Annotated in this window: 14 protein-coding genes; 8 read left to right on the top strand and 6 right to left on the bottom strand. The window is 72.3% G+C overall.

Features of this window, described 5'->3' with window-relative positions; translation table 11 throughout:
* Positions 1-115: 115 nt before the first annotated feature.
* The 3 genes from betT to D9R02_RS05185 all read left to right on the top strand — a co-directional run bounded on the left by betT (position 116) and on the right by D9R02_RS05185 (position 5,505).
* Complete coding sequence (betT, locus tag D9R02_RS05195) at positions 116-2,257, top strand: choline BCCT transporter BetT (RefSeq protein WP_039100883.1); 2,142 nt, start codon at positions 116-118, stop codon at positions 2,255-2,257.
* A complete protein-coding gene (locus D9R02_RS05190; protein WP_070636178.1) occupies positions 2,254-3,747 on the top strand; it encodes an aldehyde dehydrogenase family protein in 1,494 nt (497 codons plus the stop codon). The genes betT and D9R02_RS05190 overlap by 4 nt, the downstream gene beginning before the upstream one ends.
* Positions 3,748-3,918: 171 nt before the next feature.
* Positions 3,919-5,505 carry a GMC family oxidoreductase gene (locus D9R02_RS05185; RefSeq protein WP_070636180.1) on the top strand — a complete coding sequence of 529 codons (1,587 nt, stop codon included), beginning with the start codon at positions 3,919-3,921 and terminating at the stop codon, positions 5,503-5,505.
* A gap of 139 nt (positions 5,506-5,644) precedes the next feature.
* Here D9R02_RS05185 and D9R02_RS05180 read toward each other — a convergent pair whose 3' ends face one another.
* Positions 5,645-5,941: a hypothetical protein gene (locus D9R02_RS05180; protein ID WP_019310221.1), complete on the bottom strand. Its 297-nt coding sequence runs from the start codon at positions 5,939-5,941 to the stop codon at positions 5,645-5,647.
* A 369-nt stretch (positions 5,942-6,310) separates the two neighbouring features.
* Complete coding sequence (locus D9R02_RS05175; protein ID WP_208546829.1) at positions 6,311-7,495, bottom strand: glycosyltransferase family 4 protein; 1,185 nt, start codon at positions 7,493-7,495, stop codon at positions 6,311-6,313.
* Between the two features lie 117 nt (positions 7,496-7,612).
* On the opposite strand from D9R02_RS05175, the gene D9R02_RS05170 reads away from it, so the two are divergent.
* Positions 7,613-9,511 (top strand): cell division protein PerM, encoded by a 1,899-nt coding sequence (locus D9R02_RS05170; RefSeq protein ID WP_223246151.1) that lies wholly within the window; start codon positions 7,613-7,615, stop codon positions 9,509-9,511.
* A 37-nt stretch (positions 9,512-9,548) separates the two neighbouring features.
* On the opposite strand, the gene D9R02_RS05165 is transcribed toward D9R02_RS05170, so the two are convergent.
* On the bottom strand, positions 9,549-10,043 hold the full coding sequence (locus tag D9R02_RS05165; protein ID WP_121566470.1) for a hypothetical protein: 495 nt from the start codon (positions 10,041-10,043) through the stop codon (positions 9,549-9,551).
* 6 nt (positions 10,044-10,049) lie between these two features.
* Between D9R02_RS05165 and purN the strand changes: the two genes are divergently transcribed.
* Positions 10,050-10,607 (top strand): phosphoribosylglycinamide formyltransferase, encoded by a 558-nt coding sequence (purN, locus tag D9R02_RS05160; protein ID WP_102613756.1) that lies wholly within the window; start codon positions 10,050-10,052, stop codon positions 10,605-10,607.
* 126 nt (positions 10,608-10,733) lie between these two features.
* Complete coding sequence (purH, locus tag D9R02_RS05155) at positions 10,734-12,344, top strand: bifunctional phosphoribosylaminoimidazolecarboxamide formyltransferase/IMP cyclohydrolase (protein ID WP_070636186.1); 1,611 nt, start codon at positions 10,734-10,736, stop codon at positions 12,342-12,344.
* A gap of 83 nt (positions 12,345-12,427) precedes the next feature.
* Here purH and D9R02_RS05150 read toward each other — a convergent pair whose 3' ends face one another.
* Together D9R02_RS05150 and D9R02_RS05145 are read right to left on the bottom strand one after the other, a co-directional pair.
* Complete coding sequence (locus D9R02_RS05150) at positions 12,428-12,985, bottom strand: gamma carbonic anhydrase family protein (protein WP_183085950.1); 558 nt, start codon at positions 12,983-12,985, stop codon at positions 12,428-12,430.
* A 163-nt stretch (positions 12,986-13,148) separates the two neighbouring features.
* On the bottom strand, positions 13,149-16,505 hold the full coding sequence (locus tag D9R02_RS05145; protein WP_121566469.1) for a beta-phosphoglucomutase family hydrolase: 3,357 nt from the start codon (positions 16,503-16,505) through the stop codon (positions 13,149-13,151).
* Between the two features lie 312 nt (positions 16,506-16,817).
* On the opposite strand from D9R02_RS05145, the gene glyA reads away from it, so the two are divergent.
* The gene (glyA, locus tag D9R02_RS05140; RefSeq protein WP_059280828.1) at positions 16,818-18,104 is read left to right on the top strand and encodes a serine hydroxymethyltransferase; all 1,287 of its coding nucleotides are present in this window, start codon (positions 16,818-16,820) and stop codon (positions 18,102-18,104) included.
* A 1-nt stretch (position 18,105) separates the two neighbouring features.
* Positions 18,106-18,996 (top strand): bifunctional methylenetetrahydrofolate dehydrogenase/methenyltetrahydrofolate cyclohydrolase, encoded by an 891-nt coding sequence (locus D9R02_RS05135; RefSeq protein ID WP_039100891.1) that lies wholly within the window; start codon positions 18,106-18,108, stop codon positions 18,994-18,996.
* A gap of 94 nt (positions 18,997-19,090) precedes the next feature.
* On the opposite strand, the gene D9R02_RS05130 is transcribed toward D9R02_RS05135, so the two are convergent.
* Positions 19,091-20,590: an MFS transporter gene (locus D9R02_RS05130; RefSeq protein ID WP_082698292.1), complete on the bottom strand. Its 1,500-nt coding sequence runs from the start codon at positions 20,588-20,590 to the stop codon at positions 19,091-19,093.
* Between the last annotated feature and the right edge of the window lie 158 nt (positions 20,591-20,748).

The raw sequence follows: 20,748 nt of genomic DNA, 5'->3' as shown, positions 1-20,748 counted from the left end.
GCCCTCGCCCGAGGCCTGTCCTAAGGTGGGAGGGCCGAAAATTTGCTACTTATCGGTAACACGACGCATCGACCCCGGGTCGCCCATCGTCCGGCCCAGACGTGAGTTCGTTCCCATGAGTGAGTCCTCGACCCCGCCCTCGTCCGCCGCTGGCGCCACGCCGGTCACGTCCGCAGCCAGCTCCGGCACCGCCCGGCTGCCCGTCAACTGGCGTGTCCTGATCGCGGCGGCCGTGGTCATCATCGGCCTGTCCGCGTGGGCCATTGCCGCCCCTGAGCAGGCCGACGCCGTGATCGGCGGCGTCGTCGCGTGGGTGGCCTCCCGCCTGGGGTGGTTCTACGTCCTCACCGCCACGGTCGTGATCGGCTTCGTGATCATGGTGGCCGCGAGCCGCGGCGGCAAGGTCCGCATGGGCCCCGACCACGCGCGGCCGCAGTTCAACATGTTCACGTGGACCGCGATGCTCTTTGCTGCGGGCATCGGCGTGGACCTCATGTTCTTCTCGGTCTCCGAGCCCGTCAGCCAGTACTTCGCGCCGCCCTCGGGGGAGGGCGAGAGCCTGGAGGCGGCACGTCAGGCGGTCGTGTGGACCCTGTTCCACTACGGCATCACCGGCTGGGCCATGTACGCCCTGATGGGCATGGCCTTCGGCTACTTCGCGTACCGCTTCGGCATGCCGCTCAGCATCCGCTCCGCGCTCTACCCGATCCTGGGCAAGCGCATCCACGGCGTGGCCGGCGACGCCGTGGACACCGCCGCGCTGCTGGGCACCGTCTTCGGCGTGGCCACCTCCCTGGGAATCGGCGTGGTGCAGCTGAACTACGGGCTGAAGTCCCTGTTCGGCGTTCCCGAGAACCTCGCCGTGCAGGCGGCCCTGATCGCGGTGGGCGTGGGCATGGCCGTGGTCTCGTGCGTGTCCGGCGTGGACAAGGGGATCCGGCGGCTGTCCGAGCTGAACATCGTGCTGGCGATCGGTCTCATGCTCTACGTCCTGCTCGCGGGCCGCACGTCGTTCCTGCTGGACGCCATCGTGATGAACGTGGGGGACTTCATCTCGAGCTTCCCGGGCATGACCCTGGACACGTTCGCCTACGAGGCGCCGCAGGAGTGGATGAGCGCCTGGACCCTGTTCTTCTGGGCGTGGTGGATTGCCTGGGCGCCCTTCGTGGGGCTGTTCCTGGCCCGGATCTCCCGCGGCCGCACCCTGCGCCAGTTCGTGGTGGGCACCATGACCGTGCCGTTCACGTTCATCCTGCTCTGGATCTCGATCTTCGGGAACTCGGCACTGGACCTCGTGGTGGGCGGCAACACGGAGTTCGGCGAGGTGGCCATGAACACCCCCGAGCGCGCGTTCTACTCGCTGCTGGAGCAGTACCCCGGTGCCACGCTCGCCGCCTCGATCGCCACCTTCACGGGCCTGCTCTTCTACGTGACGTCCGCGGACTCCGGGGCGCTCGTGATGAGCAACTTCACGTCCCGCATCGACGACCCCAACCAGGACGGCCCCAAGTGGCTGCGGGTGTTCTGGGCCGTGGGCACGGGTGTGCTGACCCTGGCCATGCTCCTGGTGGGCGGTGTGACCACGCTGCAGAACGCCACCCTGATCATGGGCCTGCCGTTCTCCGTGGTGATGTACCTGATCATGGTGGGGCTGTGGCGGGCCCTGCGCGTGGAGGTCAGCACCGCCGAGTCCGGTGCGGTGGCCAGCCGCTCGGCCGTGGCCGGGCGCACCGGCCGGGACACGCACTGGCGGGCCCGGCTGTCCCGGCTGGGCAGCTATCCCGGCGCCCGCGCCGCCCAGCGGTACGTCAAGGACGTGGCCGCTCCCGCGCTGGACACGCTCGCCGCGGAGCTGCGCGGGTCCGGGGCCGCGGTCACCGTGGTCACCGACCCGGTCGAGGAGAACCCGTCCCTGCAGCAGGTGTGCCTGTCGGTGGACCTGGCCCCGGAGCGGGACTTCGTCTACCGGGTGCACCCGGTGGCGTTCCCCACCCCCGGCTTCGGCGGGTTCCGCACCAATCCGGACTCGGACCGCTACTACCGCCTGGAGGTCTTCACGGCCACGGGCTCCCTGGGCTACGACGTCCTGGGCTACACCGCCGAGCAGCTCATCAACGACGCACTGGACTGCTACGAGCGTCACCTGGAATTCATCCGGCTCAACCACGAGCACCCGGGCAGCACCCAGATCGGCCTTCCCGCGGCCGAGACCGGCGCCCCGGTGGACAGCTCCCCGACCAAGGAGGACAACGCATGAGCACCACCCTGTACATCGACGGCCAGTGGGTCCCCGCCCAGCAGGGCGGCACCCGCACGATCACGTGCCCCGCGGACGGAACCGAGGTGGCCGTCGTCGCCGAGGCCACCCGCGAGGACACCGAGCGCGCGATCGCCGCGGCCCGCGTGGCCTTCGACGACGGCCGCTGGTCCGGCGTCCCCGCCCCCGAGCGCGGCGCGTTCCTGCTGCGCGTGGCCACCCGGCTGCGAGAGCGCGCGGACGAGTTCGCCCGGGCCGAGTCCCTCGACACCGGCAAGCGGATCGAGGAGTCCCAGCAGGACATGGTGGACATCGCCAACTGCTTCGACCACTTCGGCAGGATCGCCGCGGACGACGCCGGGCGCGTCGTCGACGCCGGGGACCCGGACGTGGTGAGCCGCGTGGTCCACGAGCCCGTGGGCGTGTGCGGTCTCATCACCCCGTGGAACTACCCCCTGCTGCAGGCCGCGTGGAAGATCGCGCCGGCGCTCGCGGCGGGCAACACGTTCGTGCTCAAGCCCGCGGAGCTCACCCCGCACACCGCCATTCTCATGATGCAGGTGCTCGAGGAGCTGGAGCTGCCGGCGGGCGTGGCCAACCTCGTGCTGGGCGCCGGAGCGGAGGCGGGCGCGCCGCTGTCCTCGGATCCCCGCGTGGATCTCGTGTCCTTCACCGGCGGTCTCGTCACGGGCCGCGTGATCGCCCGCGAGGCCGCGGCCACCGTCAAGAAGGTGGCCCTGGAGCTGGGCGGGAAGAACCCCAACGTGGTCTTCGCGGACGCGGACTACGACGCCGCCCTGGACAACGCGCTGAACGCGGCGTTCGTGCACTCGGGCCAGGTGTGCTCCGCGGGGGCGCGGCTGGTGGTCGAGGAGTCCATCGCGCAGCGCTTCGTGGACGACCTCGTGGCGCGTGCCGAGGGCATCCGACTGGGCGGCCCGTTCGACGAGAAAGCCGAGACCGGCGCGCTGATCTCCGCCGCGCACCGTGACAAGGTGCACGCCTACGTGGAGCACGCCCGGGAACAGGGCGCGCGGGTCCGGTGCGGTGGCTCGTTCGCCGAGGGCCCCTCCGCGGACGGCTCCCTGCAGCTGGAGGACGGCTTCTTCTACCTGCCCACGGTGATCGACCAGTGCACCCCGGACATGGACTGCGTGCACGACGAGGCCTTCGGGCCCACCGTGACCGTGGAGACCTTCCGGACCGAGGAGGAGGCCGTGGCGATCGCCAACGACACCCACTACGGCCTGGCCGGTGCGGTGTGGTCCCAGGACGCCGGCAAGTCCCAGCGCGTGGCCGGGAAGCTGCGCCACGGCACCGTGTGGATCAACGACTTCCACCCCTACCTGCCCCAGGCGGAGTGGGGCGGCATGAAGCAGTCCGGCGTGGGGCGAGAGCTCGGCCACGACGGGCTGGGGGAGTACCAGGAGACCAAGCACGTCTACCAGAACGTCCGCCCCGCCGTCACCGGCTGGTTCGCACAGCACTGAGCGCACCGCGGGCCCGCCCGGGGCACGACGCCGCCACGGCGCAGGTGCGCCCGTACGGAACCTCGGCGCGCTGAGCCGCCCGCTGGGCGGTCTCGCGCGCCCGAACACCTCACCGGCACCGACGCCGCGGTCCCGCACCGCGGCGTCGGGCACCCACCGAAGGGAGAAGGCATGACCGAGAAGAACACCATCGCCGAGTACGACTACGTGGTCGTGGGCGCAGGATCCGCAGGGGCGGTCGTCGCCGCCCGGCTGAGCGAGGACCCGGACGTCACCGTGGCCCTGCTCGAGGCCGGCGACCACGACGCCGGGTACCCGGAGGTCCTGCAGCTCAACCGCTGGATGGAGCTGCTGGAGTCCGGCCACGACTGGGACTACCCGCTGGAGGAGCAGGAGAACGGCAACTCCTTCATGCGCATGGCCCGTGCCAAGGTGCTGGGCGGCTGCTCGTCCCACAACTCGTGCATCGCGTTCTGGGCCCCGTCCGAGGACCTGGACGAGTGGGAGTCGAAGCACGGCGCGCAGGGCTGGAACTCCGAGCTGGCGTTCCGGCTGTACCAGAAGCTCGAGAACAACGAGGACCCGGGCGCCCACCACGGCCACGACGGGCCCGTGCGGCTGCGCAACGTGCCCCCGGCGGATCCGAGCGGCGTCGCCCTGCTGGACGCCGCCGAGCAGGCGGGGATCCCGCGCGCGGACTTCAACACCGGCAAGACCGTGACCCAGGGCGCCAACTTCTTCCAGATCAGCGCCCGGGAGGACGGCACCCGCTCGTCCTCCTCCGTGAGCTACCTGCACCCCGCGCAGGACCGGGAGAACCTCACGATCCTCACCGGCACGCAGGTCAAGCGCGTGCTGTTCGACGAGGACCGCCGTGCGACCGGCGTGGAGGTCACCGACAACGCGTTCGGCAAGGCGCACACCATTTCGGCGCGCCGCGAGGTGGTCGTCTCCGCCGGGGCGATCGACACTCCCAAGCTGCTCATGCTCTCGGGCATCGGACCCGCGGAGCACCTGCGCGAGGTGGGCGTGGACGTGCTCGTGGACTCCCCGGGCGTGGGCTCGCACCTGCAGGACCACCCGGAGGCGGTGATCCAGTGGGAGGCGAAGAAGCCCATGGTGGAGGACTCCACCCAGTGGTGGGAGATCGGCGTCTTCGACCAGGTGGACGAGGGCCTGGACCGCCCGGACCTGATGATGCACTACGGCAGCGTGAACTTCGACATGCACACCTACCGGCAGGGCTACCCCACGGCGGACAACGCGTTCTGCCTGACCCCGAACGTCACGCACGCCCGCTCCCGCGGCACCGTGCGGCTGCGCACGCGGGACTTCCGCGACAAGCCGCGCGTGGATCCCCGCTACTTCACGGATCCCGAGGGCTACGACATGCGGATCATGACGGCGGGCATCCGCCGGGCCCGCGAGATCGTGGCCCAGCAGGGCATGTCCGAGTGGGCCGGGAGGGAGCTCTTCCCGGGCGAGGACGTGCAGAGCGACGAGGAGATCGCCGACTACATCCGCCGCACCCACAACACGGTGTACCACCCCGCGGGCTCGTGCCGCATGGGCCCGGTGGAGGACGCGGACTCGCCGCTGGACCCCCAGCTGCGGGTCAAGGGCGTCACCGGACTGCGTGTGGCGGACGCCTCCGTGATGCCGGAGCTCGTGACCGTGAACCCCAACATCACGGTCTACATGATCGGTGAGCGCGCCGCGGAGCTGATCGACGAGGACCGGCAGGGCACCGGGCGCTGATCCGTCCGCTACCGGACACCACTGGGGCCCGGCACCGTGCGCGGTTCGCGCGTGGTGCCGGGCCCCAGTGGTGATCGAGTGCTGGTGCTGTTCAGGTGGCAGCCGTCCGCCGGAGCGCCCTTGCCCCGGTGGGGGCGGCTCAGGCCGGCAGCGGCTCCAGCTTGAAGAAGGGCATGCCGCCGGTCACCCGGGACGCTCCCGGCACGAGGAGGCGACGGTACTTGGCGCACCACTGTCCCCGGCCGCGCGTGTGCTGGGTGGCGAGCGCGAGTTCACGGACGTCCTCGGTGCGGAACGAGCGCTCGTGCCCGTCCGCCCCGGTGAGGGAGACGAGCTGGTGGGCGACGTCTGCGCGGACGGTGACGTCCACCCACTGCTCGCGGGACTCGGTCCCGGCGTCGGTGCCGTGCGATGGTCGCTGTGCTGTGCTGTTCATGGTGTGTGGCCTTCTGTGCTTTCTGGCTGCTTGCCGGAGCCACGCGTGTGACCCGGCCTCTTCGTCATCCAATCCACCCCTGGACCGAGGGTTGGCGTGCGCCGAGTTGGAGCTCGGGGTGCGCAGGGGCGTGTCCGCCCTCGCGCAGGCGCATCTCGTGAAGATGGTTCGAGCGTAGCCAGGCGGTCCGGGCGCGAGCCAGGGACCGGCCGGGAATGTCATCAAAACTTAACCAATGCACCCCGTGAGACCCGGATCACGGGGTGCTGGGATGCAGATGTGGTCGACATCACCGCAATTGCGGTCTGCGAGGGGTCTTCGGGGCGCACGTGCGGCACCGGGGGGGCGTCTGCCGTGCCCCGGGGAGGCTCACTGCAAACCGGCGGGTCCCGTCCGTTCGAGCCTGGATCCGGCACGTGCCCGCAGCCGGCGGGCGTTGACCGTGCGGGCCCGTTCGTAGTGCTCGACCAGCTGGTCGCACACCCCGGCCCACGTGCGCGGCTGGACCGTGCGGTGGGCGGTGCGGGCGAACGCGAGGCGCTTGGCGTCGTCGCCCACGAGGTCCCGGACGCGCTCGCGCAGCTGCTCGGTGTCCCCGGGGCGGTAGAGCCACCCGGTGCGGGAGGAGTCCACGAGGTCCAGGGGGCCGCCGCGGCCCACGGCCACCACGGGCACGCCGGAGGCCATGGCCTCCTGGATGGTCTGGCAGAAGGTCTCGTGCTCGCCCGGGTGGACGAACACGTCCAGGGAGGCCATGGCGGTGGCGAGCTCCGTGCCTGCGAGGAAGCCCTCGAAGTGGGCGTTGGGCAGCAGCGTGCGCAGGGACTCCTTCTCCGGGCCCGAGCCGATGACGACCACGCGGGTGTCCGGCAGCGAGTCCAGCACCACCAGGTCCGAGACCTGCTTCTCCGGGGCGAGCCGGCCCACGTAGCCCACGAGGCGCCGGCCGCCGCCCACGCGCTCCCGCCACGCGTGGTCCCGCAGCTCGGGACGGAAGCGGGCCGTGTCCACGCCGCGGCGCCACATGTGCACCCGCTGGACCCCGTTCTCGTGGAGCGCGGCGATGGATGCCGTGGAGGGCGCCAGGGTGAGCGTGGCGGTGTTGTGCATGGTGCGCACGTGGGACCACATGGCCTTCTCCAGCACCGGGGCCCCGTAGCGCGCGGCGTAGCCGGGGACGTCCGTCTGGTACACGGCCACGCACGGAAGGCCGAGGCCGTTGGCGGCCTGGATGGCCTGCCAGCCCAGGATGAAGGGGGAGGCCACGTGCACGACGTCCGGCGCGAACCGGTTCAGGATGCGCTGCATGCGGGCGACGCTGCAGCTGGCCACCCGGACCTCCGGGTACCCCGCCAGGGGCAGGGACGGGATGCGCTCGATGCGCACGCCGTCCACGTGGTCCACGGAGCCCAGGAAGAGGGTCTTCTCGTACGAGGGGGCGATCACCATGGCCTCGTGGCCGCGGTCGCGGAGGTGCTCCAGGACGCGGAGGACGGAGTGGGTGACGCCGTTGACGTGGGGGAGGAACTGTTCGGCCACCAGTGCGATTCTCACGGTTCCCACGGTGGGGGCCGCGCCCCACCGCAGCGTCACCCCACGGTGGCCGGCGGGTGAAATCCGCGCGAACAACGCTGCCCTGGCGGACGGCGCGGGCGTGGGAGGATGGGAGGGATGAAACTTCCCTCTGTGCCCGGCGCCGTCTCGGGCGTACGCGACCGCTGGCGGGCCCGCGGCTCCTCCGCCGCGCAGGACCCGACCGAGCCCCGCCCCGGACGCGGGGACGACGGCATCCCCATGCCCCTCCCGCTGCAGGGGGTCATCGAACTCCTGGTGGTGGCCGCGGTGAGCCTGCTGCTGGGTGCCCTCCTGCTCGGCGCCGTCTGGGCCGCGGGCGGCTCGGACACCCTCGGGGCCGGGGGCAGCCTGCGGCTCGCGGGCCAGGTGTGGCTGCTGTCCCACGGGGCTCCGCTGTCCATCCAGGCCGTCGAGGGTCTGTCGCTCGCGGGCGGCACCGTCACACTGGTGCCGCTGGGCCTCACCCTGATCCCGTTCGGCCTCTCGGTGGTTGCCGGACGACGGATCGCCCGGGCGTGCTGGCGCGGCCAGTTCCTGCTGCCGTTCGCCGCGGGCATGGTCGGCTACGCGGTGTTCGGCGCACTCGTGGGGCTGCTCAGCCGCACGGAGGAGGCCTCGGTGGACCTCGTGGCCGCGGCCTTCTGCCCCCTCGTTCCCGTGGCGCTGGGAACCCTGGTGGGTGGCTGGAGCGTTTCCCGCTCCCTCGCGGCCGTCCTCGGAGCCGACGCCGCGTCCTGGCTGCAGCGCACGAGCCAGTACTCCCGGTGGGCCGGTTCCTACGTGTGGGCCGTGATCCGCGCGGGCTTCCTGGCCGCCGTGGCCGCCGTGGCGGGGGGCGCGCTGCTGCTCACGGCGGCCCTCGCCTGGAACTGGGACGCCGTCATCGCCGTCTACCAGGACCTCGGCACGGATCCCGCGGGGGACACCGCCCTGACCGCACTGCAGCTGGGGTACCTGCCCAACATGGTGGTCTGGGCGCTCGCCTGGGCCACGGGCGCGGGATTCTCCCTGGGGGCGGGGACCACCACGTCCCCGTTCCAGACCGCGCTGGGCCCTCTTCCCGAGGTGCCCGTGCTCGCGGCCGTGCCCACCGGCGACCCGTGGGCCTTGGCCCCGGGGGTGCTGGCCATTCCGGTGGTCGCCGGTCTGCTCGCGGGCTGGTGGTTCTGCCGGGAGGGGGAGAACCACCTGGACGACTGGATGGCCATCCGCCTGCCCCTGCGCTGGATCACGTTCCTGCTCTCCACCGTGCTGACCGTCGTGTTCATTGCGGCGGTGGGGGCCGGGCTGGTCTCGGTGCTCGCGTGGCTGTCCCACGGCTCGCTGGGGATCGGCCGGCTCACGGACGTCGGCCCGCACGCCGGGTCCGTCTTCCTGTGGCTGGGTGCCGAGCTCGCCGTGGGCGCCGCCGTGGGCTACCTGCTCGGCCCCTGGCTGGAGCACGAGGGCTACCGCTCCCGGGTGCGGGCCACCGCGGACGACGACGCCGCCCCGGCCCCCGACGATCCGCACCGTGCCGGCACCCCGACCACGGACCCCCTGGACCCCACGGGTGCGGACGGAGCGTCCGAAGAGCCCTTGGGTGCGCCCGCCGCAACCGGAGCACGACGCTGGCGCCTGGGGGGACGCGGGAACCCGGTGCAACCCACCTCGCAGGACCACACGGCCTCGGGCGCGGCCGGCGGGGAGGACGCGGACGTCACCGCGGGACGCGCTCCCGCCGGCTCCTCGGAGCCTCGTGGACGCGACCCCCGGCAGCCCGTGACCGCAACGGCGCCCCGGAAGCTGTCTGCCACGGCCGGCCGGTCCGGGGAGGAGCCACCACGTGCCGGGCGCCCGACCGGCGGGTCCACTGCGGCGTCGCTGGGTGCCGGGCCCGAGGACCGGCCCGCGGTGTCCGCGCGGGAGGAGGCCAAGCGGCGTCGTGCCGAGCGCCGGTCCGCCAAGCGCAAGGCCGCGCGGCTTGCCGCGATGGACCGGGAGAACGAGCGCTAGCTCCCCGCAGGAAGGACGGACCGCCCTGCCGGGTGCCTCAGGTCGAGGGTGTGCCGGTCGGGGTGCCCGACGCCGCGCTCGACGGGGCGGCGGTGGGGGACCCGGTGCCGGTGGTCGTCGCGGACGGCGAGGGCGAGGCGGACGCGGACGGATCGGGCGAGGGCTGCTGCGTGGGGAAGCCGGTCTCCACGGGATCGCCCGAGAGGTGGCGCCACACGTTGTCGGTGAGCTGCTGCTGGCACTGGGACGTGGAGGACAGCGTGAGCGCCCGGTCCGTGCACTCCTGGAACGCCTCGGACGCCGGCCACACAAGCAGCCGGCTGCCGCCGCCGAAGGCGTTGAGCGTGCCCCACAGGATCGCGATGACCGACAGGGAGATCACCAGGGCCCGGACCGCGGAACCCCGCAGCTGCGAGAGGGCCACGATGCCCAGGACCACACCCGCGACGGCCAGGACGATCCCGAGCACCGTGGCCCAGACGTCACCGCTCACGAAGGCGGAGGCCAGCACGGCCAGCCCGGCCGTTAGCATGGGCCCATGCGCATAGTGGTTCTGGTCTCGGGGTCCGGCACGAATCTGCAGGCGGTCATCGACGACCTGCACCACGGGGAGGCCCCGGTGGAGATCGTCGCGGTGGGCGCCGACCGGCCGTGCACGGGGCTCGAACGGGCTGAGGCCGCCGGGATCACCACGTTCCTGGTGCGCCCCGCGGACCACCCCGACCGGGCGCAGTGGAACCGCGTACTGGAGCGCGCGGTGGCCTCCCACCACCCCGACCGGGTGGTGTTCGCGGGCTTCATGCGCATCGTGGACGCCGAGTTCGTGGCCGCGTTCCCCGGGCTCGTGGTCAACACGCACCCGTCGCTGCTGCCGTCGTTCCCGGGGGCGCACGCGGTGCGCGACGCCCTGGCCTACGGTGTGAAGCTCACGGGGGCCACCGTGCACGAGGTGGTCGCGGACGTGGACGCCGGGCCGATCCTCGCCCAGGTCGCCGTGGCCGTGGAGGACCAGGACACCGAGGACACCCTGCACGAGCGCATCAAGACGGCCGAGCGGCAGCTGCTCGTGGACTGCCTGGCCGACCTCGCCCGCTGAGCAGGCCCGCCGCACAGGGCTGCGCCGGCGACCGCGGCCTTAGACTGGACCGGGCGCTGTCCTGCGGTGCCCCGCACCGTCGCCGCCGCGCCGGACCACACGTCCCCACGTCTTCCTGGAGAGTCCGTGAACACTTCCGACCTGAACCGTGTGCCGCTCAAGCGTGCCCTGATCTCCGTGTACGACAAGACCGGCCTCGAGGAGCTCGCCCGCGGGCTGCACGAGGCCGGCGTGGACATCGTCTCAACCGGCTCCACCGCGAAGACCATCCAGGCCGCCGGGGTCCCCGTGACCGAGGTGGCCGAGGTCACCGGCTTCCAGGAGTGCCTGGACGGGCGGGTCAAGACCCTGCACCCGCGCGTGCACGCCGGGATCCTCGCGGACCGCCGCAAGCCGGAGCACGTGCAGCAGCTGTCGGAGCTGGAGATCGAGCCCTTCGACCTGGTGGTGGTGAACCTGTACCCGTTCCAGGACACGGTGCGTTCGGGCGCCGGCCAGGACGACGTGGTGGAGCAGATCGACATCGGCGGGCCCTCCATGGTGCGGGCCGCCGCCAAGAACCACGCCGCCGTCTCCGTGGTCGTGGACCCCGCCGGCTACCCCGACGTGGTGCGCGCCGCCCAGGAGGGCGGCTACGACCTCGCCGCCCGCCGCAGGCTCGCTGCGGCCGCCTTCGCCCACACCGCGGCCTACGACACCGCCGTGGCCACGTGGACGGCGCAGCAGTTCGACCACGACCTGGAGGCCAACTTCTGGCCGCCCTACGCCGGACTGGCCCTGCAGCGCGCCGAGTCCCTGCGCTACGGCGAGAACCCGCACCAGAAGGCCGCGCTCTACACGGACGACGCCGCCTCGCCGGGCATTGCGCAGGCCGAGCAGCTGCACGGCAAGGCCATGTCCTACAACAACTACGTGGACGCGGACGCCGCACTGCGCGCCGCCTACGACTACGACCAGCCGGCAGTGGCCGTGGTCAAGCACAACAACCCGTGCGGCGTGGCCGTGGCCACCCCCGGTGCCGCGGACCCGATCGCGGACGCCCACCTCAAGGCGCACGCGTGCGACCCGCTCTCCGCCTACGGGGGAGTGGTGGCCGCCAACCGCCCCGTGACGGCGGAGATGGCCCGGAACCTCAAGCCCGTGTTCACGGAGGTGGTCGTGGCACCGGAGTTCGAGCCCGAGGCCCTGGAGATCCTCTCCGCCAAGAAGAACATCCGCCTGCTCGTCCTGCCCGAGGGCTTCGACCGGGATCCCCTCGAGGTGCGCGGGGTGTCCGGTGGTGCGCTGATCCAGCAGGCGGACCGCCTCGACGCCCCCGGCGACGACCCCGCGAACTGGACCCTGGTCGCGGGTGAGCCCGCGGACGAGCAGACCCTCGCGGACCTCGAGTTCGCGTGGCGCTCCCTGCGCGCCGTGAAGTCCAACGCGATCCTGCTCGCGGACCACGGCGCCTCGGTGGGCATCGGCATGGGCCAGGTCAACCGCGTGGACTCGTGCCGGCTGTCCGTGGAGCGTGCCAACACGCTCGCCGAGGACGGTGCGCAGCGCGCCCGCGGTGCCGTGGCGGCGTCGGACGCGTTCTTCCCGTTCGCGGACGGGCTGCAGGTGCTGCTGGACGCCGGCGTGCGCGCCGTGGTCCAGCCCGGCGGCTCCATCCGGGACGAGGAGGTCGTTGAGGCGGCCCAGGCCGCCGGCGTGACCATGTACCTCACGGGAGCGCGCCACTTCTTCCACTGAGCTGCGCCCGCTGGAAGCCGGCGGGCACGGCGGCGGCCCGGACTCCACGAGTCCGGGCCGCCGTGGTGCCCGGGGGTTCCCCCTCAGGAGTTCAGCGCGCGGTGCTCCCGGGAGAGCACGATGTAGTGCTGGGCGTTGCGGCTCACCGCACGACGCTCCTCGCCCGTGAGCTCGCGGCGCACCTTCCCCGGCACACCGGCCACGAGGGAGCCCGGCGGCACCTCGGTCCCCTCCAGGACCACGGCGCCCGCCGCGATGAGGCTGCCGCTTCCCACCACGGCGCCGTTGAGCACGGTGGCGTTCATGCCCACCAGGACGTCGTCCTCCAGCGTGCAGCCGTGGACCACCGCGCCGTGGCCCACGCTCACGCGCTCGCCGATCGTGGTGGGGTGCTCCGGGTCCGAGTGGACGGTCACGTTGTCCTGCAGGTTCGAGTTCGCCCCGATCCGCAGCGGGGAGCGGTCCCCGCGCACCACGGCGCCGTAGAAGATCCCCGCGCCCGCCCCCAACGAGACGTCCCCCACCAGGGTCGCGTTCGGAGCCACGAACGCGGTCTCGGACACCACGGGGCGGCTCTGGCCGTAGGAGAGGACGAGCGGTCCGCGGGCGGCGTCGGACGCGGAGGAAGCACTGTGTGTCATGCGGCACAGTCTAGTGCGGCCCGGCCCGGCGTGCGGTGGGCTGCGCTCCCCGGGGCGGGGACCGCAGCGGTCCGCAGCCTCGTGGCAGTGCCGGGCGCGGGCCCCGGGCTCGGGCCCCGGGTGACGCCGCCGTGCCCGGCCCGGTGGCGTCACCCGCCGTGCCTCAGGACTCGCCGGCGTCCGAGATGAACCGGCGGCGCAGGGCCGCGGTGGCCTTCTCCGGGCGGCGCGACTCGCGGTGGCGCAGCGCCACGGAGATCTTCTGGCCGCCCTTGAGCACGTACGCGGCGTCGTTGACGTGGATGGTCACCGGATCCGCCTTCACGGAGCTGCCCTCCAGCTCCAGGATGTCGTGGTCCAGGGAGACCTCGATGACCTGCCCGTAGTACAGGACGGTGAAGTCCACGGCTTCGATCTCACGCGGCAGCGCGGGCTGGAACTCGAGCCAGTCGCCGCGCACGCGCAGCCCGGCGTAGGCGCGGGTGACCACGTCCACCGACCCGGCCATGGCACCCAGGTGGATGCCCTCTCCCGTGGTGCCGCCCTGGGTGTCGTCCAGGTCGACCATCAGGGCGTCCTGGAAGGAGCCCCACGAGCGGTCCGGGTCCAGCCACGCGAGCACCGCGGCGTTGACCACGCGGGACAGGGACGAGCCGTTCGAGGAGCGGGCGATGTAGTGGTCCACGGTCCGCTGCACGGCGTCCAGGTCTGTGGTGTAGCCCATGCGGGCGAGCTCCTCGATCACACCCTCCGGACCCAGCAGGTAGACCAGCATGATGGTGTCCGCCTGCTTGGTCAGCTTGTAGTTGTTGGTCATGTCCCCCTCGTTCTCGAGGAGGAGGTCCAGGCGGCCGATGTTGCGGTACTTGTTCCGGTAGAAGTCCCAGTCCAGTTCCGCGAGCTCGTCGTAGCCCTCGAACTGGGCGATCGTGCCGTCCGCGTTGAACGGGACGTACATGTTCTTGGCCATGTTCAGCCAGGTCTGGACCTCCTGCGGGGAGATCTCGAAGCGGGACTCCAGGTACTCGCGCTGGTGCTCCACCATGTCGTTGAAGATGTGGGCGGAGTGGCGGAACAGCCACGAGGCGAGCACGTTGGTGTAGGCGTTGTCCTTCAGGCCGCCGCCGTGCTGGCCCGCGGGGCCGTCGTGGTACTCGTCCGGGCCCATGACCCCGGCGATGTGGTACCGCCCGTCGTGGGAGTCGTACTCCGCCAGGGACGCGAACAGGCGGGTGATCCCGATGATCAGCTCGGCACCCTGGCCGGAGAGCCAGTCCATGTCACCCGTGGACTCGTAGTACACCCACGCGTTGTAGGCGATCGCGAGCCCCACGTGGAACTGCCGCCAGGAGTTGTCCGGCAGCCAGCGGCGGGAGTGGTGGTTGTACAGCTCCGGGGGAGTCTCCTCCCGGCCGTCGGAACCGGACTGCCACGGGAATGCCGCACCGTAGAGGCCGATCTCCTGGGCCCGCTGCTGGGCCATGGCCAGGCGGCGCCAGCGGTAGGAGAGCAGGGAGCGGGTCACGTGCGGCTGGCGCATGTTGATCACCGGCAGGATGAACAGCTCGTCCCAGAAGATGTGGCCGCGGTAGCCCTCGCCGTGCAGACCGCGGGCGGGGACACCGGCGTCGCGCAGGGTCAGGTGCGGGGCCAGGGTCTGTGCGGCGTGGAACAGGTGCGTGCGCATGGCGAGCTGGGTGCTCAGGTGCTCCGGGGTATCCTCCGTGGACTCCAGGGTGACCTCGTAGCGGTCCCAGAACCGGGCCCACTCGATCTCGTGGGACGCGAGCAGCTTGCGCACCCCGAACGGCGTGCGGTTGAGCTCTGCGAGCGCCCCGTCCCGCGGCGAGCCGATCGCGGCGTCGCGGCTGGTGACCACGGCGGTGGTGCTGTCCACGAGCACGGGGCTCCACGGCGTCACCTGCACGGTGTGGCGGCGGAACTCGATGCCACCGGGGCGCACCTCGCGGCGCTCGGTCACCGCACCCTCGCACTCGATGCGGGTGCGCTGGGCCATGGCGATCTCGATCTTGGACTGGGACGTGCGCACGAGGGACAGCAGGGTCTCGTGCTCGTCCGGCAGCGTGGTGGAGTCCAGCAGCAGGAGGTGGTGGGAGTTGAGCTCGCGGTACTCGGCCACCCCGCTGTTGGTCACCGCCGGGTCCACGCCCGTGCGCACGTGCAGCCGCCCCTGGTAGCCGCGCGAGACGATGCGCGTCTCTTGCGCGCCCAGGTGGCGGTAGCGCAGGGACACCAGGCGGCGCTGCTCGATCTCCAGGCTGCGCTCGGGCTCCGGGTCCGCGGGGTCGGCCTCGGTGTCCGTGAGCACGAGCGTGCGGATGAGCACACCCCGGCGCAGATCCAGCTCCACACGCTCCTGCGACGCGCGCAGCCCGCCCTCGGACCACCAGCGGCCGTCCGAGAACCGCAGGTCCAGGTGGAGCCAGTTGGGGGCGTTGACCATGGACTCGTGCTCCACGTCCCGCCCGTTGACGTGGCTCAGCACGCGGTTGAACACGCCGGCCAGGTAAGTGCCGGGGTAGTGCACGCCGTTGGCGGGGAACTCGCACGCCGCGCCGCGCACGCCCATGTAGCCGTTGGCCAGCGTCAGCAGCGCCTCGCGGCGGGCCTCGGTGGCGGGGTCGAAGCCGTCAAAGACGAGCCGCCAGGTGTCGTCCCGGCGGGCCCCCAGGTCCAGCTCGGAGACGTCGTTGAGCACCACGTGGGCACCGGCACGGTAGAGGCGCTCGCGGGCGCCGTCGCGGTTGACTCCCACCACCAGGCCGAAGCCACCCGCGGCACCGGCCTGGACACCGGCCACGGCGTCCTCCACGACCACCGCGTCCGCGGGGTCCACCCCGAGCAGCCGGGCGCACTCCAGGAAGGTGTCCGGCGCGGGTTTTCCGGGCAGGCCGTTCTCCGCGGCCCAGTTGCCGTCCACGATCCGGTCGAAGGAGTCCTGCAGCCCGGCGGCCGCGAGCACCACACCGCTGTTGCGGCTCGCGGTCACGAGTCCCACCGGCACGCCGCTGTCCCGCAGGCGTCCGATCAGCGCCACGGTGCCGTCGAAGACACGGACCCCGTGCTCGGCGAGCTCCTCGTGGAAGAACCCGTCCTTGGCGCTCGCCTGCCCCTGCACGGTCCAGTCCCCGGGCTGCGGGTCTGCGTGGCCGTCCGCCTCCGGGAGGGCCGCCCCGCGGGCGGCGAGCAGTGCACGCACACCGTCCTCGCGGCGTCGTCCGTCCACGTGGGCGCGGTACTCGCCGGCCATGTCGAAGGGTTCGCGCTCCACCCGGCCGCCCGGCTCCGCGGGCTCGAGCCGGGGATCCTGCAGCAGCTGGTCGAACAGCTTCTTCCACGCCCGGGCGTGCACGCCGGCGGTGTCCGTGACCACGCCGTCCATGTCGAAGATCACGGCGGCGTAGCGGGTGCGCAGCACGTCCACGGGTTCCGACGGCGCGTGGCCGTCCGACACGCGGGGCATGGCGGCGGTGAACGGGGCAGTGGGAAGGACGTTCACGGCGCGGGTACTCCTAGCACAGGCAACGGGTGGAAGGGATGGTGCGGATGCTCGCAACCTCCAGGGACAACGGCGGCCCGGCGTGCGTCGACCGCGCGAGTGCTCCGCGAGCGGTTCGGGCACACACGTTACCGGCATTCGTCCCCCGCGTACCACACCGGGCTCCACCCCACCGGTACGCGGCCGGACCCGCGGGCGGGGGAGGGGGACGCGCGCCCGGTCCGGCGGGAAGCCGTGTGACGCACCGAACAGCAGCTGGGCGGCGCACGGATATGCTGGTGCGGACCCTACCGACGACGAAGAAGGTGGAGCATGACGCCGACCCCGGCAGACTCCGTGACCAACCAGCCGCTCTCCCAGGTGGATCCTGACGTGGCGCGCGCGATCGACGACGAGCTGGGCCGCCAGCGCTCCACGCTCGAGATGATCGCCTCCGAGAACTTCGCACCGCGCGCCGTGCTCGAGGCGCAGGGCTCCGTGCTGACCAACAAGTACGCCGAGGGCTACCCCGGGCGCCGCTACTACGGCGGCTGCGAGCACGTGGACGTGGTGGAGAACCTGGCCCGCGACCGCGCGTGCGAGCTGTTCGGGGCCGAGCACGCGAACGTGCAGCCACACTCCGGCGCGCAGGCCAACACCGCCGTGATGGCCGCGCTCATGCAGCCCGGTGACACCCTCATGGGCCTCTCACTGGCCCACGGTGGACACCTCACCCACGGCATGAAGATCAACGTCTCGGGCAAGCTCTACAACATCGCGGCCTACGAGGTGGACCCGGACAGCTACCGGATCGACATGGACAAGGTGCGTGCGCAGGCCCTGGAGGCCCGCCCGAACGTGATCGTGGCCGGCTGGTCCGCGTACTCGCGCCAGCTGGACTTCGAGGCCTTCCGCTCCATCGCGGACGAGGTGGGCGCCAAGCTGTGGGTGGACATGGCCCACTTCGCCGGACTGGTGGCCGCGGGCCTGCACCCCAACCCGGTGCCGTACGCCCACGTGACCACCTCCACGGTGCACAAGACCCTGGCGGGCCCGCGCTCCGGCGTGATCCTGTGCGAGGCGGACCTGAAGAAGAAGATCGACTCCGCGGTGTTCCCGGGGCAGCAGGGCGGACCGCTCATGCACGCGATCGCGGGCAAGGCCGTGGCGTTCAAGATCGCGGCCTCCGAGGGCTTCGCCGAGCGCCAGCAGCGCACGATCGAGGGCGCCCAGATCCTCGCCGAGCGGCTCACCGCACCCGACCTCGCCGAGCACGGGGTCTCCGTGCTGACTGGCGGCACGGACGTGCACCTGGTGCTCGTGGACCTGCGGGACTCCGAGCTGGACGGCAAGCAGGCCGAGGACCTGCTGCACCGCGCGGGCATCACCGTGAACCGCAACGCGGTGCCGTGGGACCCCCGCCCGCCCATGGTCACCTCGGGGCTGCGGATCGGCACCCCCGCGCTGGCCACCCGCGGCTTCGGGGCCACGGAGTTCACCGAGGTCGCGGACGTGATCGCGCAGGCCCTCAAGCCCGGTGCGGACATCGACGGGCTGCGCTCCCGGGTGGACGCGCTCACCGAGCAGTTCCCGCTGTACCCCGGCCTCGAGGAGTGGTGAGGTGACGGCCAGGATCCTCGACGGCAGGGCCACGGCGGCCCAGATCAAGGACGAGCTGACCGAGCGGGTCGGGAGGCTGCGGGAGTGCGGCGCGGTCCCCGGACTGGGCACCGTGCTTGTGGGCGACGATCCCGGATCGCGCTCGTACGTGGCGGGCAAGCACCGCGACTGCGAGCAGGTGGGTCTGGCCTCGATCCGCAGGGAGCTTCCGGCGGACGCGTCCCAGGAGGAGCTCGAGCGCGTCATCGACGAGCTCAACGAGGACCCGCAGTGCACCGGCTACATCGTGCAGCTCCCGCTGCCCGAGCACATGGACACCAACGCGATCCTGGAGCGCATCGACCCCGCCAAGGACGCGGACGGGCTGCACCCCACCAATCTGGGGCGCCTGGTCCTCAACGTCAGCGAGCCCATGACCTCCCCGCTGCCGTGCACGCCGCACGGGATCGTGGAGCTGCTCACCCGCCACGGGGTGGAGCTCGCGGGGCGTGAGGTGCTCGTGATCGGCCGCGGCGTGACCGTGGGCCGTCCCATGGGCCTGCTGCTCACCCGGCGGGAGATCAACGCCACGGTCACGCTCGCGCACACGGGCACGCAGAACCTGCCCGAGTTGCTCGCCCGGGCGGACGTGGTGGTGGCCGCGGCGGGCCGCCCGCACATGGTCACCGCGGAGCAGGTCAAGCCCGGCGCGGTGCTGCTGGACGTGGGCGTCTCCCGCGTGCCGGATCCGGAGACGGGCAAGGGCAGGCTCACGGGTGACATCGACCCCGCGGCCGCCGAGGTCGCGTCCTGGATGTCCCCCAACCCCGGCGGTGTGGGTCCCATGACGCGCGCCATGCTGCTGGTCAACGTGGTCGAGTCCTGCGAACGGCAGGTCGCCGGGGAGGCCTGAGTCCTCCGCCGTCCACGACGCCGCCCGGCCGCCTCCTCCGCGGGGCCGCCGGGCGGCGTCGTCCCACCTCTGGCCGCGGCGCCGGGTCCGTGGGTCAGGTGCGGGAGGCGGCCGTGCGGCGTCGCCCGTCCGCCACGGCCACGGCCATGGCGAGCAGGACCACCAGGGCGATCACCCCGAAAGCGGCCGCGAACGCGGTGTTCCAGTCCGCGAGCTCCAGCACCGCGAACGTGACGGCCGTGATCAGGGCGGTGCCGATCGCGGTGCCCATGCGCTGACCCGTCTGCAGCACCCCGCCCGCGGCTCCGGCGAACTTCAGGGGCACGTCCGCGAAGCTCAGGGTCTGGTTGGGGGCCATCACGGCGCCCTGCCCCGCGCCGATGAACGCGAGCGAGGCGTAGAAGCACGCGATGGGCCAGCCCCAGTGGCTCATGCCGTGGGCCACGAGCACCGACAGCAGGATCCCGGACAGCGCCACGCCCATGCCGACGACCACCACGGTGCGTCCCCAGCGCAGCACGGCGCGTCCGGAGAGCGGGGCGATGACGGCGGAGAGGACGGACGCGGGCAGACCCAGGGTCCCGGCCTCAAGTGCCGTGCGTCCCAGCCCCTGCTGGGCGTACATGGCCACGACGATCCACACGCTCGTCACGCCCAGGAAGTAGATGGAGATCAGCAGGCTCCCGTAGCTGAAGCTCGCGGTGCGGAACAGTTCCAGGTCCACCATGGGGGAGCCGCCCGCGGTCTTGTACCGGCGCTCCCAGCGCACCCAGGCACAGAGCAGGAGCAGGCCCGCGGGCAGCGACAGCCAGATCCAGGGGCTCACCCGAGCCTCCACGAAGGGCAGCAGCAGGGCGAGCACCGCGACGCCGAACACGCCCACCCCCACGGGGTCCATGTCCACGCGGCCGGGGCGGCGGCGCTGACGGGGCAGCCACAGCAGGGCGAGCACGATCGCGAGCACCGCGATCGGGACGTTCACCAGGAACGCCGCGCGCCACCCCGTGCCGGGGCCCAGCACCTGGATGAGCAGACCGCCCAGCGTGGGCCCGATCGCCACCGCGACCCCCACCACGGAGCCGAACAGGCCGAAGGCGCGGGCGCGTTCCCGGCCCCGGAAGTACTGCTGGATCATGCCCACGGTCTGCGGGTTGAGCATGCCGGAGCCCAGCCCCTGGACCACGCGCCCGATGTTGAGCACCGTGGTGCTCGGTGCCAGTCCGCACAGCAGGGATGCGCCCGCGAACACGGCGATGCCCCCGACGAACAGCTTGCGGCGTCCGAACACGTCCCCGGCCCGCCCGCTGGCCACCAGCAGGACGCCGAAGGCCAGGGCGTAGCCGGTGAGCACCCACTGCAGGGCGGAGGCGCTCGCGTGCAGGTCCTGCTGGATGGAGCTCAGGGTCACGTTCACGATGGACACGCTGATCAGGGACATGAACAGCGGCACCAGCAGCACCCCGAGGATGCGACGGCGCGCGGCGTCGCTCAGCTCCTCCGGCTCGCCCCCGGAGGCATCGGGACTCGGGGAGTGCTGGGAGGTCGTGGTGGCGGCGTCGTCGGAGCGCGAGGAAGGTGCGGGGTCGTGACTCACCCTCCTTTGATACTCCTGTCCGGGGGCGAGCGCCACGGGCACGACGCCGCCGCGCGGCCCGGTCCTGCGCGATTCGGCACGCACAGCCGGGTTTGAGACAATGACCCCATGCAGCCCATCGGATCTCCCGCCGCCCACCCCGCCGACCCCGACCGCTC

It is taken from the genome of Kocuria rhizophila, assembly GCF_003667225.1.
Taxonomy (GTDB): Bacteria; Actinomycetota; Actinomycetes; order Actinomycetales; family Micrococcaceae; genus Kocuria; species Kocuria rhizophila.
The sequence above is the reverse complement of the archived record's forward strand: the minus strand, read 5'-3'. Positions and strand labels throughout refer to the sequence as shown.